15 protein-coding genes are annotated in these 16,674 nt (G+C 30.5%); 12 read left to right on the plus strand and 3 right to left on the minus strand.

Going from position 1 to position 16,674, the window contains the following annotated elements; all coding sequences use genetic code 11:
- The 11 genes from MARPI_RS03050 (at position 1) to MARPI_RS03100 (ending at position 11,738) form a co-directional block, all read left to right on the plus strand.
- On the plus strand, positions 1 to 1,842 hold the full coding sequence (locus MARPI_RS03050; protein WP_014296131.1) for a proton-conducting transporter transmembrane domain-containing protein: 1,842 nt from the start codon (positions 1 to 3) through the stop codon (positions 1,840 to 1,842).
- Entirely contained in the window at positions 1,839 to 2,750 is a 912-nt protein-coding gene (locus tag MARPI_RS03055) for a respiratory chain complex I subunit 1 family protein (protein WP_014296132.1), read from the plus strand. Before MARPI_RS03050 ends, MARPI_RS03055 begins: the two co-directional genes overlap by 4 nt.
- 38 nt (positions 2,751 to 2,788) lie before the next feature.
- Positions 2,789 to 3,334, plus strand: coding sequence for an NADH-quinone oxidoreductase subunit NuoB (gene nuoB, locus MARPI_RS03060; protein ID WP_041638792.1), 546 nt, complete (start codon positions 2,789 to 2,791; stop codon positions 3,332 to 3,334).
- On the plus strand, positions 3,318 to 3,833 hold the full coding sequence (locus tag MARPI_RS03065) for an NADH-quinone oxidoreductase subunit C (protein WP_014296134.1): 516 nt from the start codon (positions 3,318 to 3,320) through the stop codon (positions 3,831 to 3,833). Before nuoB ends, MARPI_RS03065 begins: the two co-directional genes overlap by 17 nt.
- Positions 3,830 to 4,942 carry an NADH-quinone oxidoreductase subunit D gene (locus tag MARPI_RS03070; protein WP_014296135.1) on the plus strand — a complete coding sequence of 371 codons (1,113 nt, stop codon included), beginning with the start codon at positions 3,830 to 3,832 and terminating at the stop codon, positions 4,940 to 4,942. Before MARPI_RS03065 ends, MARPI_RS03070 begins: the two co-directional genes overlap by 4 nt.
- Before the next feature lie 13 nt (positions 4,943 to 4,955).
- Positions 4,956 to 6,809, plus strand: a complete 1,854-nt coding sequence (locus tag MARPI_RS03075; protein ID WP_014296136.1) for an FAD-dependent oxidoreductase — start codon at positions 4,956 to 4,958, stop codon at positions 6,807 to 6,809.
- A 114-nt stretch (positions 6,810 to 6,923) separates the two neighbouring features.
- Positions 6,924 to 8,429, plus strand: a complete 1,506-nt coding sequence (locus MARPI_RS03080; RefSeq protein ID WP_014296137.1) for a bifunctional ADP-dependent NAD(P)H-hydrate dehydratase/NAD(P)H-hydrate epimerase — start codon at positions 6,924 to 6,926, stop codon at positions 8,427 to 8,429.
- The gene (locus MARPI_RS03085) at positions 8,422 to 9,519 is read left to right on the plus strand and encodes an RNA polymerase factor sigma-54 (RefSeq protein ID WP_014296138.1); all 1,098 of its coding nucleotides are present in this window, start codon (positions 8,422 to 8,424) and stop codon (positions 9,517 to 9,519) included. The genes MARPI_RS03080 and MARPI_RS03085 overlap by 8 nt, the downstream gene beginning before the upstream one ends.
- A complete protein-coding gene (locus MARPI_RS03090) occupies positions 9,506 to 10,159 on the plus strand; it encodes a thiamine diphosphokinase (protein ID WP_014296139.1) in 654 nt (217 codons plus the stop codon). Before MARPI_RS03085 ends, MARPI_RS03090 begins: the two co-directional genes overlap by 14 nt.
- Before the next feature lie 128 nt (positions 10,160 to 10,287).
- On the plus strand, positions 10,288 to 10,710 hold the full coding sequence (locus MARPI_RS03095; RefSeq protein ID WP_014296140.1) for a MarR family winged helix-turn-helix transcriptional regulator: 423 nt from the start codon (positions 10,288 to 10,290) through the stop codon (positions 10,708 to 10,710).
- Between the two features lie 26 nt (positions 10,711 to 10,736).
- Positions 10,737 to 11,738, plus strand: a complete 1,002-nt coding sequence (locus MARPI_RS03100) for an NAD-dependent epimerase/dehydratase family protein (protein ID WP_014296141.1) — start codon at positions 10,737 to 10,739, stop codon at positions 11,736 to 11,738.
- A gap of 8 nt (positions 11,739 to 11,746) precedes the next feature.
- Here the strand turns inward: MARPI_RS03100 and MARPI_RS03105 are convergent, their stop codons facing one another.
- Genes MARPI_RS03105 through MARPI_RS03115 form a run of 3 tightly spaced genes read right to left on the minus strand, consistent with a single transcriptional unit; the run spans position 11,747 to position 15,372 of the window.
- Entirely contained in the window at positions 11,747 to 12,598 is an 852-nt protein-coding gene (locus MARPI_RS03105) for a methyl-accepting chemotaxis protein (protein ID WP_014296142.1), read from the minus strand.
- 5 nt (positions 12,599 to 12,603) lie between these two features.
- Positions 12,604 to 13,371: an oxygen-binding di-iron domain-containing protein gene (locus MARPI_RS03110; protein WP_014296143.1), complete on the minus strand. Its 768-nt coding sequence runs from the start codon at positions 13,369 to 13,371 to the stop codon at positions 12,604 to 12,606.
- 24 nt (positions 13,372 to 13,395) lie between these two features.
- Positions 13,396 to 15,372, minus strand: coding sequence for an LVIVD repeat-containing protein (locus tag MARPI_RS03115; RefSeq protein ID WP_014296144.1), 1,977 nt, complete (start codon positions 15,370 to 15,372; stop codon positions 13,396 to 13,398).
- A gap of 130 nt (positions 15,373 to 15,502) precedes the next feature.
- Here MARPI_RS03115 and MARPI_RS03120 point away from each other — a divergent pair, with 130 nt between their 5' ends.
- Positions 15,503 to 16,669, plus strand: coding sequence for a chromate transporter (locus tag MARPI_RS03120; protein WP_014296145.1), 1,167 nt, complete (start codon positions 15,503 to 15,505; stop codon positions 16,667 to 16,669).
- Positions 16,670 to 16,674 lie beyond the last annotated feature (5 nt).

Here is a 16,674-nt window from a genome sequence, read left to right on the forward strand (position 1 = left end):
GTGGCTTTAAATACATTAATCTTATTTATATTACTCGGCGGATTGGTTACATATGCAGTTTCAAAGTTCAATGATAAAGCAGGAGCTTATTTAACAATATTAATCTCAGTTGTTGCATTATTTGTTGTATATACATTAAAGGATTCAGCAGGTGAAGTACTTAATGTATTTACATACGGGAATTATTCACTTGATCTTGTAACTTCATCATATGCATGGTTCTTCTCAATTGTAATGGTTATTGTATATGCAATGGTTTCATTCTTTAATCCATACTGGATGGAAAAGGTAATACATCCAGCAGCATATAATCTTTTCTATGTATTATCTTTAGGTGGAACTATAGGTGTATTTTATTCAAAAGACTTTTTAACTTTATTCATCTTCTGGGAATTAGTAGTTTGGTCATCAATGTTTATTATTCCTTTAGGTAAATCCAGAAGAGCTTCAGTTGTATATTATGGAATTAGTACAATAGGTTCATTCTCAATGTTATATGCAATATTATTATTAAATTCAAAATACGGAACATTTGATATCTCAACAACAGTATCAAAAATGGCTGAAGATCCAAACTTTGCAGTTTTATTCTTCTTCTTAATTGTAATGGCTGGTTTAACAAAATTGGGTATTTTCCCATTCCATACATGGTTACCAATTGCACACGGTAATGCTCCACATACATTCTCACCTGTATTGTCAGGTGGTCTTGTAAAAATGGGTGGTTTTGTTGCATTTTTAATGACAGCTGTATTCCCAACATTTAAAGTATTCTCAAATCATTTCCAGATTATGGGTCACCCATTTGAAAATTATATTTTAATGTTACTCGGTGGAATTAGTATAATAATTGGAACATTAATGGCTATAAAACAGGACGATGCAAAGAGATTAATTGCTTACTCAACAGTAAGTAATAGTGGTTATATATTAATAGGTCTTGCATTAACAGATCAAACAGCATTTGCTGGAGGTATGATGCACGTATTTAATCATGCTATGGCTTCAGCAGCAATGTTCCTTGCTTTTGCAGCAGTAGCTTACAGAACAGGAACAACAAAGATCTCAGAACTTGGTGGATTAATCAAAAAAATGCCTGTAACATTTGCTGCATATCTTATTGCAATTATTTCATTAGCAGGTATACCACCTATGAGTGGATTTGCATCAAAGTGGTTAATCTTCCAGGGATTAATTAGAAAAGGAAACATGTTCATTGCATTTGCAGCATTCTTTGGAAGTGTTGGATCATTTATGTATGTATTCAGACCATTAGCAGGCGCATTTTTAGGACAATTATCTCCAAAACATGAAGATGTAAAAGAAGTTCCTTTCTTAATGCAAATACCAATGTTGATCATTTCCGGTTTAACATTGTTATATGGTGTATATCCAGGATTAATGCTAAGATATATAGCTAAAATTCAGGAAGTTGTAGGAATTAAACCTATTGTAATTGATGGTTTTAAAGTTATGACTCCAAATGGTATGTGGGATTCATGGATAGTTACATTGGTATTTGGTGCAGGATTTATTGTAGCTACAATACTTTATTTTGTATTGCCAAAATCAAAGTCCGTAGGATTAATGGATACTTATACATCAGCAGAATTTATTCATGATCCAGATTTATATCACTATTCAGCAAATTACTATGCCCCATTTGAAAGATTATATGCAAATCATCCTTCTGTTGAAAAGTTCTATGATGCAATTGCATTAAGGGTAAAAGAACTTGGACAGTTGGTAAGAACATGGTTCTTCAATGAAAATCCAGCATTTACTGTTTTCTGGATTTCAATTGTAATAACTGCAATATTTATGTGGGGTGATAAAATATGACAACATTCTTTATGGCCACAGGGTTAGTATTATTAGCCTTCTTCTGGCAGGTAACCCTTTCAGGTATTCAAAGAAAAGTAGTTGCTAAAATACACATGAGAGTTGGTTCTCCATGGTACCAGAACTTTATTGATTTATTCAAAGCTTTCAGTAAAAGTTCAATTTCACACGGTTTTATATATGATTTCGGTGTTTTAATGGCTTTGGGAGGAACAATAGCAACTTTAATTTTCGTTCCAGCGGGAAATATCGTTGTATTTAAAAATCTCGATAATTTCTTTGTTATTGTATATCTTTTAGCAGTTGGTTCATTGGGTATGGCTATGAGTGCTGTTGGTTCTGGAAACCCATGGGCTTCAATAGGTGTTATGAGAGCTTTAACTCAGATGCTCGGTTATGAATTACCATATATAATGACAGTATTTGGAATTATTTTTGCAAATAAAACTGCATCTATTTCTGCTATTGCAGCAGCACAACAAGGTATGGGCATTTTAGGTTGGAATTTATTTAGAATGCCTTTAGGAACAATAGTTGGATTTATATCATTAATGGGTATGCTTGGTAAAAAACCATATGATACACCTGTTGCACCTGCAGAAATTGCTTCAGGTCCATTGGTAGAATATGGCGGAAAACATCTTGGTATGCTTATGCTTCAACACGACTTTGCAACATTTGTTGAAGTTGGATTATTTGTAAATTTATTCCTTGGTGGTGGAACAATTGTAGAATTTTTAATCAAATATTTTGTAGTATATATTTTTGCAACAATGATTTCTTCAGTAGTAGCAAGGTTTAAAATTGATCAATTAGTTGCATTTTACTATAAAGTACCTCTTGCATTAGCCTTTATTCAAACAGCAATTATAATCTTCACCGGTTTGGGGGTGAGCATATGGCTTTAAATGAAAATGAAAAGATAAATGAAATAGACGTTAATGAAATGGATTGTACTGATACATTAACTTTCTGGGAAAAATTTGGAAATATATTCAGAAGCAAATCAATCTGGATGCTTCACTACTGTACAGGTTGTGGAGCTATGGAATTGCCTCCAACTATGACTTCAAGATTCGATATGGAAAGAATTGGTATGGCACCAATGGCAACACCAAGACAGGCAGATGTATTATTAATTACAGGATATCTAAGTGTAAAAACATTAAGAAGAATTATATATACATATGAACAGATGCAGAATCCAAAATATGTAGTAGGTTTTGGTTCATGTACATTAAATGGTGGAGTATATTACGATTCATATGCAGTTATTTCAAGGCTTGATTACTATATACCTGTAGATTTATATATTGCAGGTTGTATGCCAAGACCAGAAGCTGTAATGAGTGGATTTAAAAAACTAATGGATTTAATTAAAAAGGGTGAAGCTGTAGGATGGAAAAGATATCAAAAATATTATGATTGGTATAAAAAGAATCAGATTCGCGCCCTTGGGGAGGTGTATGTAAAAGATGAATTCCATGAATAATATAATTGAAGATATAAAAGCAAAATTTAATCCAGAATTTCATGAAATACCAAAGAAAAATCAAATATCCTTTGATTTTAAAAGCGATCAAATCCATGCAGTATTATCTTACTTAAAATCAAAAGGCTGGAAGCAATTAACAATGCTTACATGTGTAGACTGGATAAAAGAAAATAAATTCCAGTTAGTATACCTTCTTTTCAACTGGGATGAAGGTATTACAATTCAGGTTAGAACAAAAATAGATAGGGATAAACCTAATTTCAGAACTATAATAGACATCTTCCCTGGAGCAGAATATTACGAAAGAGACGTTCATGAATTCTTTGGTGTAACCTTTGAAGGTAATGAAAATGCAAATAAAGAACTATTCCTCGAATTATGGGATGATATACCACCTATGAGAAAAGATTTTGATCCACTTGCATATTCAAAGAAAAAATTCGATGTAAGAGATTATAAAGTTGATTTTATTCCGAAAGAAGGTGAAGCAGAATGAAAAGACAGGTAAAGTTATTCTTAGGTCCTAACCATCCAGGTATGCATGGTAACTTCAGTGTTCATCTATACGTAGATGGTGATATAGTTGAAAAAGCAAGACCATTACCTGGTATGCTTCATCGTGGATTTGAAAAATTAATGGAAAGAAGACTATGGATGAATAATCTTGCTTTAATACCAAGAATCTGTGTTCCTGAACCAGATATTAATGAAATGGTATATGCTCAGGGTGTTGAAACTCTTGCAAATATAGAAATACCTGAAAGAGCACACTGGATCAGAATGATAATTCTCGAATTAGCAAGAATTGCAAATCACTTAATGGCTTTAGGTGGAATTGGTGGTCCTACAGGATTGTATACAGGTCCTAACTGGGCTACATCAGATAGGGATTTAATACTTGATATGTTTGAAGAAATTACAGGTGCAAGGGTATACCATATGTATATTGTACCTGGCGGAGTTAGAAAAGATCTTCCAAAAGGGCTTGAAATGAAATTAGAAAAATACTTAGATTATTTAGAAAAGAGATTGCCAGAATATGAAGATTTAATTCTTAAAAACCCAATGGTTCAGGCAAGAACAAAAGACAATATAATCCTTCCAGAAGAAGTATGTTGGGAACTTGGTGTAACTGGTATTGGATTAAGGTCTTCATCAGGAAAACCATATGATATAAGAAAAGTTGATCCATATGCAAGATATGATGAAGTTGAATTTGACGTTCCAACAGCAACATATTCTGATGCATATACAAGGTTAACAATAAAATACAAAGAAATACAGCAGAGTATAAGAATATTAAGACAGGTATTGGATAAAATGCCAAAAGAAGGTCCTGTAAGAGTTAGTTTCTCAAGAGGTAGCGCACTAAGATGGAGAGTCCCAAAAGGACAGGTATTCAGCCATATTGAATGTGCTCGTGGAGAATATGGTTATTATATAGTATCAGATGGTTCAAATAAACCATACAGAATTGCGGTTAGAGGAGCATCATATCCACAGGGATTGCTTGGAATTGAAAAATATTTACCAGGAACAAGAATTGATGACGTTGCAATATGGTTAGATACTATGGGCGTATGTGCTCCAGAAATCGATAGGTAGGTGAGGTGAGAAAATGTCTGAAATAAATAAAAGTTTCTTTTCACCAGCAAAGGCTTGGAAATATTTAACAAAGAAACCTGTTTCAATTCCATTAGAAAATATTATTGATAATCCAAGAGAAGCTGCAGATAATTATAGAGGATTTCATACTAATGATTGGCAGACATGTATAGGTTGTGGTACATGTTCAAAGATCTGTCCAGCTGAAGCAATAAAAATGATAAGAATTCCTGAATTACCAGATGAGGAAGGTTCAAAACCAGAAAGACCTGCTTTTGATTATGGTAGATGTACTTTCTGTGGGTTATGTGTTGATATCTGTACCACAGGTTCTTTAAACATGTCAAAAGAATATGTACATCTTTCTCAGGATCCAAACTCATTCTTCTTCTTACCAAAAGAAGATGGTATACATCATATTAAATTCGACAAAGCATATCAGAGAACCGAAGAATCAGAATTACTTGATCTCGAAAGAGTTCCAATGGAAATACTTGATGCAGATACAAGAAAGAAATCTTTCTTAGAAGTTGTAAAAGGATTCTCAAAACAACAGGCAATAGAAGAAGCTGCAAGATGTGTGGATTGTGGTATATGTACAAAAACATGTCCTGCACATATGGATATTCCAGATTACATAAGAACAGTATATGATGACAATGTAGAAGAAGGTATGAGATGGTTATATAAAACAAACCCATTACCTTTAGTTTGTGGTAAAATGTGTACTCATAGATGTGAAACTGCATGTACTATTGGTCATAGAGGTGAAGCAGTTTCAATAAGATGGTTAAAGAGATATATTGTAGATCAGATTCCTGCAGAAGAATATGATAGAGTATTACAGCACAAACAGCAGATAATCAAGAAAGTTGACAAAAAAATCGCTGTTGTTGGTGGAGGTCCTGCAGGTTTATCAGCAGCTTATTATCTTGTACTTATGGGATATGAAGTTACAGTATTTGAAGCAGAAAAGAGACCTGGTGGTGTTTTAAATTACGGTGCACCTACCTACAGATTGCCTCTTGAATCATTTGAAAAAGACTGGAAATACATTGAATCACTTGGTGTAGAATTTAGATTAAATACAAAAGTTGGCGTAGATGTAACTCTTGAAGAATTAAAGGATAACTATGATGCTGTATTCCTTTCATCAGGTTTTGTTCTTGGAAGATCAACAGGAGTACCTGGAACAGATCATCCAATGGTAAAACAGGCAATGGTAATATTGAAAGATATGAAATACTATCTCACTGGCGATGGACCAAAACCATATATTCCAAAGAAACTGGTGGTAATTGGTGGAGGTAACGTTGCAATGGACGTTGCCAGAACAATGGTAAGATTACAGAACATAGAATATGGAAAATCAGAAGTGCATGTTGTAAGTTTGGAAAGAACTTTAGATGAAATGCCAGCTGATTGGGATGAAAAACATGAAGGTGGAGAAGAAGGCGTAATCTTCCATCCAGGTTGGGGTCCAATTGAAATAGTAACAGACGGAGACAAAATTAAAAAGGCAAGATTTAAGAAAGTATTATCTATCTTTGATGAAAATAGAAGATTCAATCCAAAATATGATGAATCACAGATTCTTGAATTAGAAGCTGACATGGTAGTTGAATCAATAGGTCAAATGCCTGATTATTCATACTTACCAGAAGAAATCAAAGAAAAAATTGAAATAGTAAGAGGAAGAATTAAAACAGATGAATATAACCAGGTTGTAGGTGTTCCATGGTTATTCGCAGGTGGAGACATTGTTCATGGTCCTGATATTATCCACGGTATAGCAGATGGTCATAAAGCTGCTCAGGGAATAGATTTCTATTTAACTGGTTATAACAAAGACAAAAAAGAACAATAAAAACATTTGTTTAAAAACCCGGGAATTAAATTTCCCGGGTTTTTTTTAGTCTTTATTATGTGGTAAAATTAAATTGAGACCTAAATTATACCATCCAAAAAGGGGGCTTTCTCTATGCATGTTTTAACCTCAACTGAAATGAAAGAAATTGATAAAAAAACTTCAACAGATTTTGGAATCACAGAAGAAGTATTAATGGAACAGGCTGCCATGGCCATTGTTGGTGAAATTCAAAAAGACTTTAATAAAAATTCCCATTTATTATTTATGGTTGGAACTGGAAATAACGGTGGAGATGCTTTAGCTGCAGCAAGGATTCTACACAATGAAGGATATGAAAACATAGAGGTATGTATTATAGGTGATGAAAATAAAGGTAGTAGATTATTTAAAAAGCAATTAAACACTTTAAAACAATTTGGATTCTTAGACTTTTTTGAATTTAATGTTGATTTCAAAAATCATGTTAGCACTGCAGATTGTATAATTGACGGTTTAATTGGTATTGGTTTAAATGGAAATACAAATGATTTAATTAAAGGCGTTATTGATATAATAAACACATTTAAACGTGGAAAGGTATTATCTGTGGATATTCCTTCCGGGATTAATGCAAATACTGGAGAAATAATGGGAAACGCTATTTTAGCCGATAAAACTATTACTTTTGGCAGTGTTAAATTGGGACATATATTCTTCCCAGGCAGAGAATATTCCGGAACTATAAAAGTAGCTCCGCTTTCTTTTCCAAAAAGTTTATTCAATATTTCCCATAGGGAATTAGTAACACCAGAAATGGTAAAAAAATTACTTCCCAAAAGACCTAAATTTTCTCAAAAATATGACTATGGAAATGTATTAATTTTAGCCGGTTCTTCTGAATTTCCTGGTGCATCTATTTTATCTGCAATTGGAGCTCAAAAAGTTGGAGCTGGACTTGTTAAATTAATTACTCCTACACCATTATCTTCATATGTATTAAATCATGAACCGGGAATTATATATAAATCATTAATGAAAGACAAATTCTCTTTAAAAGATTTTGACTTAATCTCTAAAGAACTCAAAAAAGCTTCTGTTATTGTTATAGGTCCTGGTCTTGGACGCTCTGATGAAACCATGCAATTTGTAAGAAATGTAGTTGAATATTCAAGAGTACCTATTGTCGTTGATGCTGATGCATTATATGCAGTTGATTCATTAAGTTTAAGAAAAAATATAGTATTAACTCCTCATGTTGGTGAAATGAAAAGAATTGTAAGAACAGATGAAATTAATATAAGACAGAATTACGAATACACAGAAAAGTTTGCAAAACATAAAAGAGCCACTATAGTATTTAAAGATGCTACAACAATTATTACTAACGGCGAACGAACATATTTCAACATTACAGGTAATACAGCTTTAGCAAAAGGCGGAAGTGGTGATCTCTTAACGGGTATTATTGCAGGTTTGGTTTCTCAAGGACTTGATGTAATGGAGGCAAGTATTGTTGCTTCTTATCTTTCTGGAAGAACAGCAGAAATTATAAGCGATGAGATTACTGAATATTATGCAACACCTCTTGATATTGCAAAAAATCTATATAAAGCTATATCGGAGGTACTGAATGTATAAAAGCAAATTATTGCAAAAACTTGGCCAAAAACAATTATTAACTCAAAAACAAATTCAAGCTTTACACATAATACAGATGCCTTTATCAAAATTAGAAGAAGAGGTAAATAATCTGATTCTTGAAAATGTATTTTTAAAAATTGAAAAAAACGATATGGAATTATATAGTCTCGATCGTATGGAATATATAACAGAACAAATAAGCGAAAAAATAAGTTATATTGAAAAAATTAAACCTATATTTCTTGCAATTATACCAGATCATTTAGAAAAGGCTGGAGAAGAAATTCTTAATTATATAGACAACAAAGGCATTTTATCCGTTACGAAAAAAGAACTTTTTAAAAAACTTAAAATATCTAAAAAAGATTTAAATTTATTATTGTATACACTAAAGGAATTAGGTCCAACAGGTTTTGCAGAAGAATCATTGGAAAAAGCCATTGAATTACGAAAAAAAAGCGGTGAAATGGGATTGCCGTTATCTTCTCTGGAAAATCTGGACAATATTTCATATATTAATTCATCTCCAGATATTATTTTCTATAAGAAGGGAAATAAAATAATCTGGGAAATAAATATACCTGAACTTCCAGAAGTTGACGAAATATATTTAAATAATCTAAAAAAATTAAATGACAGAAAAACCCAAAAATATATTGAAAAAGAAATGGAAAAACTTTCTTTATTAAAAAGCTCATTGAAAAAAAGAAAAGAATACATGGAAATACTGGCACAATTTATTATTGATACAAATAATGAATTTTTATTAAAAAATATTAATCCCAGGAAATTTGGAATACGTGAAGTTGCAAATCATCTAAATATTTCACCTTCCACAATGAGTAGAATTGTTTCAACGAAATATTTTATGAATACAAATAATATTATATTCCCTTTTTCTGTTATATTTAATACAAAAGACTCCCAGAAAAACACCAGAAAAATTATATTCGATTTTATAAAAAAACATATGAATCTTTCTGATAGCAAAATATCATCATTATTAAATTCGGAATTAAATATAAAAGTTTCAAGAAGAACAATAAATAAATACAAAAATCTAATAAAAAGAGGTGAAGATAATTAACGCATTTATAATTTCAGGTGGAGAACAAAAAAGTGATTTAAGTTATTATAAAAGATTAATAGACAATTCGGATATATTAATAGCTGTAGATAAAGGCATTGAAATATTTCAAAAACTCCATATTGAACCTGATTATTTAATCGGAGATCTTGATTCTGCATCTCAGGAAAGCATAGAATGGGCTGAATCAAATGGTGTTGAAATAATAAAATATTTGCCAGAAAAGGATTTTACTGATATTGATCTCGCTTTTAAATTTGCTATTGAAAAAGGTGCTGATAATATTTTTGTTTCAGCGTTTCTCGGTGAACGTCTTGACCATATATTAGGAGCTTTATTCTTATTATCAAAATACAGGGATATTGGTATTATTTTTGAAGAAGAATTTATCGAAATATCCAGAATATCCAAAAAATTCTCAAAAACAGTTTCTATTGGAGAAACATGGTCTATTCTTTCACTTACTGAAAAAAGCAATAATATTACTTTAAAAGGTTTTAAATATCCTTTAGAAAATGGAATATTATACTTTAATAATCCCATAGGAATAAGCAATATAACAGAAAATGAAAAAATTGAAATTACATATAGCAATGGAATCCTAATATATATTCGCTGGAAAACAAAAGATATAAAATAAAAGATTTTATAGGGCATTTGTAAAATGCCCTATTTTTTATTTTTAAATTATTAAATTTTTGAACTATTTTAAAATTTAATAGTCTAAATAATTGATTATAAAAAATTACAACTATAGAGGTGATTAATATGCAACTTTCAGAAAAGGATATTTTAAATATGTTATTTGATCTTATGTCCAATTTCACAAAAATAATATCAAATTTTTCAGAAGCAGAAAAATTAAGAACTATAGAATTTTATATAATTGTTTTTCTTGGACTAAAAGGACCTCAAAAAATGGCAAAGATAGCTGAAATATTCAGCACAACTAAAAGCAACGTTACAAATATTATAGACAGTCTTGAAGAAAGGGAATATGTTATAAGAAACAGATCAAAAGATGACAGGAGAGTTATACTAATAGAATTAACAGAAAAAGGGAAAAATGTTTTTAATGAAACAACAGAAAATTTCAAATTAATTTTCGAAGATTTTATGAAAAAAGTATCTAAAGAAGATTTTGAAATCATTGAAAAAGGATTTGAAAAAATAATAAGTTTATACAGATAGTTTTTAAACTTATGGAGGGGGATTTTATGATTTTAATTACAGGAGCCACCGGGCATATTGGAAATGTACTGGTAAAAAAATTATATGAAACGGGAGAAAAAATACGTATCTTCGTTTTACCGGATGAAGATATAAGTATTTTTAATAACATGGATATGGACATTGTCTATGGAGATATTAGAAATAAAGATGATGTGCTAAAAGCAACAGAAGGAGTCAACAAAATATTTCATCTTGCTGCAATAATTTCCATTTTACCCTGGAAAAATGAAAAGGTATACTCAGTAAATATAGGCGGTGTGGAAAATATTTTAAATGCTATGAAATTTCATAATATCAAAGACCTGATTTATGTAAGTTCTGTTCATGCATTTGCAGAAATAGAACGTGGAGCTACGATAGACGAAGAAACTCCCATTTCGCCTAAATTAACCACAGGAGCATATGGAAAGTCAAAGGCTATCGCTACGCAAAAGGTTATTGAAGCAGGTGAAAAAGGAGAAATTAATTATAAAATATTATTCCCAAGTGGCGTTATTGGACCATATGATTATAAGCTTTCAGAAATAGGAAAAGTAATAAAAGACTTTTTAGATGGAAAAATTAGATATTGTGTTGATGGAGTATTTGACTTTGTAGATGTTAGGGATGTAGTTGATGGGATTATTGCTGCATCAAAGCTCAATAAAAAAAATGAAAAATTTATTCTAAGTGGTGAAAATATAAGCATGAGAAGATTTTTTAAATATCTAAACTCTATTACGGAGAAAAATGAAAAAATTAAATTTATCTCCCCTGTGAATTCTTACATTATTTCATACGGAAGTGTTTTGCATCATCTATTTTCCAATAAAAACCTCATTTTTAGCCCTTATACAGTTCATACATTAACTGGATATTATAAATTTTCCAGTGAAAAAGCAAAAAAAATTCTACATTATAATCCTCGAAGTATATATACTTCACTGAAAGATACAATAAACTGGATAAATAATTATTATATATTGAAAAACAAAGTGGCTCTCTAAGAGAGCCACTATATTTTTATATCTTTTATCTTTTTTTGCATCATTAAAACATTTTTTATAACTGAGTTTAGCATAGAGATAGTATTTATAAGATCCATAATATCTTCTTTTGACATATTAAGATTTCCTATATTATCCTCCAATATTAATGTATTGGATTGAAGATTATTAACCAGCTCTTCTAAAAATCTCTCATTTTTTTCAAGAATTTCAAGAGAACCTTCGGTAACCCCTGCTACCACACCAAACAATTCTGCAATATAATTAATCTTTTCCAAAACATTCTTTATCTCCTGAGAAAGATAATTAATCTTCTCATTTATCTGTTTGGCACTTTCATTTGTTTCCTGCGATAATTTCTGAATTTCTTCTGCAACCACTGCAAAACCTCTTCCATGTTCTTTTGCCTTTGCAGCTTCAATTGAGGCATTAATAGATAACATATTTGTTTTTCTGGCAATTTTATTTATATTCTTTGTTATTTCCATTACTTCATCAAAACTGCTTAATGCCTCTGATACCATATTTATAGATTCATTTACATCTGTTTTTACCTGTTCAAGGTTTCCACCTATATTCTTTAACTTTTCTATTATACTCTGATTCAGTTTAGATATTTCCTCTTTTTCATCGAAACTGCGTTTAGACATTTCTTCAATCTCATGAGCAATATGATTGGTATTTTCAATTGTTTCTATAATCTTATTACCAACCTGTTCAGTTACGTCCTTTGCTGTTTCAAATCTGTCTCCCAATACCTCGTCAAGGTTTTCTATAAATGATGTTAAAACATTTTCATGATATATTCCCTGGGCTAATTTTTCAATTGTATTTTTTAAGGATCTATTGTTATCCGACATAACTATCACATCCCGTATATATCATCTATTAAATCTACTCCACATTTTAAATTCTTAAACCAATCAAGGAATTGCTCATATTCCCTCTTTTTAAACAATAATCCATGTTGAGGTGTCATCATTTCTACATCAAGTTTTGATACAATGGACACCCATTTTTTTGCTGCAATATTTGAAGCCATGTATCTTTGATGGAAGCCTACCATATGTTTTGAGTAGTCATCAAAATTCTCTACAAAATACTTACTTTCAGATGGCTGAACAACTCCAACACCAATATCTCCAGAAAATAATATTTTTGCAATAGGATCATATACTATAAAATTACCAAGAGAATGCAAGAAATGTGCAGGGATTATATCAAGATAAGCACCATCTGGAAATTCAATTTTACCCCCTTTATCTTCTAAAGGCACCAGAGACGATGAATCAAAAACACCAAAATGAGGTAAAAATCTTTCCCACAATGCTGAAACATAAAATCTTGCATTATTTAATGTAGAGCTCCACAACGCTATACCAGAGGATACATCTGGATCCTGATGTGAATAAAATACACCTATAATATCATCTGTATCAATATATTCTGATACATTTGCCAGCACCCTTGGAAAAACATGAACTCCTCCAGGATCAAGCAAAACACCTTTTCCCTTGTGAATTATTAAAAACTGATTTGTAAATATCCCTTCAAGGTTATTCTTTTCTACTCCAAGATATATATATTTGTGGTCATCATTTTCAAATAACACTATAGCTTTTGAGTTATCCATTGTTATACCCCCTCAAACTAATTATTAATTTATATTACCAAATGTCATCCAGAAAATCTTTTTTACAAATACAGGATTACCAGGATTTGTAATATTAAATATCATTAAACCATTTTTCCCATCTGCTACATATAGGTAATCATCCTTTACAAATAAATCCTTTACTATTCCAGGTGTATTAACTCTGGAAATTATATTACCATTTACTGTATCAAAAATAACAAATCCATTTTCACCTAATGCTGCAAACCCTATATTATTAAAGATTCTAACTTTATTCACACCCTGATTATTAAAAGAAAATACCTTCTCAATTGATACATTTTCAGGATTTGAAATGTTTATTTTATAAACGCCTGGATTACCAGCTGGAATAACTGTTGAATTTGACAATTTATATTTCCAGTCAACAGCCACATATGCATAATCTCCTGAAACTTCTATATCTTTTGCAAAACCATTTATTCTAAATTTTGGTTTTACTCTTTCAGCTGCTTTACCATCAAACTTAAATACTTCAAATCCAACATCATCTGTTGCAAGGAATATATAATCATTTACTTTAGCAACATCCATGCTTCTTCCTGTTACTCTGTTAATTGATAAAATCTGAGGTTTCTCTTTATTTGTTATATCAAGAATTACAAGATCTTTATATCCATCTGCTATAAATGCTTTATTTCCTTCAATGATAAAATTATTTGTATAGCCAAGAATTACATTGTTATTTTCTTTAACGTCTATATAATTGGATAATACTTTAGGTTCCTTTAAATTTGAAATGTCAAAAATTGTAAAACCATTTTGTCTATCTGCAATATAAGCATAATTATATTTTGAAAATACATTTACTGCATCATTTAATGTTTTTTCAAGACGTCGAGGCAAAAATTTAAGGTTTAACGTCTTCTTCGATGAAATTTCAACAGGATTTTCAGGATTGCTTATATCAAAGATAATCAAACCATCTTTTTTATCTGATGCATAAAGATAATTACCTGATACATAAAGCCCTTGAAGGTCTGTATGATTATTATATATCTTCACAAGTTCAGGCTTTGCAGGATTGGAAAGGCTATATACTTCAAGACCACCCCAGTTATCTGTAACTACTAAAAAGTCATTATCAACAATTTTAAGATCTATAGGTGTATCAAGTGTATAATGCCTATATATAGGTTGAATTTTATCTTTCTTATTTTTATTAACTGCTGGACTGTTTATATCGTTTAGATTGTATACTTCAAGACCATACCATCTGTCAGTAACGTATAAATAATTTCCATGTTTTAATATTGCATTAGCTCCTCCACCTGTATCAACACTCTTTACTAAAAATGGTAACAATTTAAAGGATATATCAAATATTGAAATACCACTTGCACCATCAAGAGTATACAAGTGCTCACCATCTATGTAGATCTTTTGAACATCTCCACCTGTTTTTAAATGCCTCATATATTTATATATACCATTACTCTTTGAATATATTGCCAACCCTTTTATTCCATCAGCAACATATAAATAATTTCCTGCAAATGCAAAATCATATGTTTCACCAATTGAATTTATTCTTAATTCCTTAACCACTTTATTTTCTTTTATTTCAAAAGGTATAATCTCATTTTTATATACAGAAACATATATTTTTCCATTATACTCCTTAATTTGTGTTGGATAATCCTTTAAAGAAAATACTTCTGAATTTCCATTGGTTAAATTAATAAAATAAACTTTTCCGGATTTTAACCCAATGATTATATATTCGTCATTTTTATAAAACGTAGTTACTTTAGAATCAAAGAAAACAGGAATATTTTTTGACTTTATAATACTTGGGTATGAAGCTATTAATTGTGGAGCCATTGGATTTTCAAAGTTTATTACACTTACCCCTTCTTCAAAACTGTTTATAAACAGCGGTTTTGTTGGATTTGCTATTACCAGTATAGATAATAATAGCATTAACGCCATTGAGAATGTTAGTTTTTTTATTTTCACTAAACTTCCCCCTTTCAAAATTTTTATTTCTTATTATATAGTATACCAGAAAAAAGCTAAAATTTGACGATTTTATTTTAAAAATGGTAAAATACTATGGCAAAATATATATTAATTTCAGGAGGTATTTATGAAAAAACATCACAAAGAGATTTTAGAATGGATGAAAATCACATTATATCTTGGAATAATTGGTTTTGGTGGTTTTTCTGTTTTAGCTTATGTAAAAAAACTTCTTGTTGAAGAAAAAAAATATATCACACAAAAATTTTATTTAAATGCAGTTGCTTCTATCTCTCCTTTACCAGGAGCTATGGCCGTGAACATGATAACTTTTGTTGGAGCTGAGTTATACGGTTTCTGGGGCGCAATACTTGGTGTAATAACCTTTATAACCCCCTCATTTCTTTTAATGATTTTACTTGCAAAATGGTATATCAAATACGGAAATACGCCATATATTGAATTTCTAACAAATATGTTTATTCCTTTAATTCTTGTATTTATTACCAATGCACTTTTTAAAATCTCTAAAGGTGTTTTTAAAGAAAAAATCTCATATGTTTTCACCATCTCAGCATTTTTAATGTTATTGTTTTTAAAGATAAATGTTATATACGTAATCTTATTATTTGGATTATTGGGTATGATTTTAAATAAAGAAGAAGGACATGTAGAAGATATTCATTTAAGACGTGTCCCAAAAAGCAATAAACTATATGTGACTTTGTTTTTAATTTCCATTGCAATAATAAGCATATATGTATTTTATAAAAATCCATTTATATTTAAAATGTTCTATAATTTTTTCCTTTTAGGTGCAACAGGATTTGGAAGTGGTTACTCTGTAATAGCTGTCATGGACGAATTAATTGTTAGGAAATTACAATGGCTAAATGTAAAGGAATTCACAACAGCTCTAATTGTTGGACAAATAACTCCAGGACCTGTAATGATTACAGCAACTTTTGTCAGTTATTATTTAAAAGGCTTTCTTGGAGCGTTATATGGAACATTAGGAATTTTTCTAACTCCCATGACATTGGCGTTTGTTTTAAGCAAATATCAATCAAAAATCCGTGATAAAAAATGGTTTGTTGGATTTGTAAAAGGAGTTAATCCTGCTTTAGTTGCAATTTTATTGAGGCTTATAGTAAAATATTCTATGATATTACCTTTAAATATATTTTCTATTTTAATATTAATATCGTCTATAATCTTTATTATTAAATTAAACAAACCTCTTTATGCTGTTTTTAGTACCATCGCTCTGGGAACCATAGCTTATTTTATTTAAATTCC

Source organism: Marinitoga piezophila KA3 (assembly GCF_000255135.1).
Taxonomy (GTDB): domain Bacteria; phylum Thermotogota; class Thermotogae; order Petrotogales; family Petrotogaceae; genus Marinitoga; species Marinitoga piezophila.